The following is an 836-nucleotide window of genomic DNA, read 5'->3' on the forward strand; positions in this document are numbered from 1 at the left end:
AAACTAAGTATTCTAAAACCGATCGAAAAGTTAGGTCTAGAATTTGAAAATTTTGCGCAAAAAGAAATTGACTATTATTTAAAAAAGCTATATATAAATAAATTTGGTTCAACAAGAGAGCTATATGAAGATATTATAGATATGATTGAGGAAACTATTCATATAAATGATATTAGAGCTAAATCTATAGCAGAGTATGTATTCCAAAAATTGTTTGTATTAATTATATCTAATAGTCATGAAGATAATGAAAATCGTATAAAAAAAGATGAATTAATAATAACTAAATCACAGATTGAAATTCTACTAGTAGGGTGGGTTACTGAAGCAAAAGAGTTAATTAGTGAGAGGTCTTATTATGATAGTGCTTGGGCAATTTTTAATAGAGTTATATTGGAGTTGGAATCAGAATTTAAGGAACAATTTGCTAATGAAAATTTAAAGTCCGAATTGCTTGAAGGATTGCTATGGGTTAATGAAAATATTACAGAGAGTAATAGGAAAAATAGTACTTATTGTGTATCAATTCTTAATAAAATATTTAATGCAAATAATAATCTTTCAGTGTGGGATTTTGAACATGGGGATATTAAGAGCAACTTAAAAGAATCAATGAGATTTATAGTATATTTTCTTGCCTTTTATGAAAACAATTCGGAAGTATATAATACGGCTAAACTGCTATTTCATAAGGGTAATTCTAGTTGGATAGATAATATTCTTTTTACATTATATCACGCTCGAAATAATTCAAATAAAGTAACATCTATGGAAAAAATTAAATTTTGCTTAAATGAGTGTCATATATCAAGACAAATTACTATAGATTTATATTG

Annotated in this window: 1 protein-coding gene; it reads left to right on the top strand. The window is 25.8% G+C overall.

What is annotated here, in order from left to right:
* On the top strand, positions 1–836 hold an 836-nt coding region (locus DN403_RS31530; protein ID WP_179958970.1), incomplete at both ends, for a hypothetical protein.

Origin of the sequence: Bacillus sp. AY2-1, from assembly GCF_008368965.1 — a bacterium.
Taxonomy (GTDB): domain Bacteria; phylum Bacillota; class Bacilli; order Bacillales; family Bacillaceae_G; genus Bacillus_A; species Bacillus_A thuringiensis_S.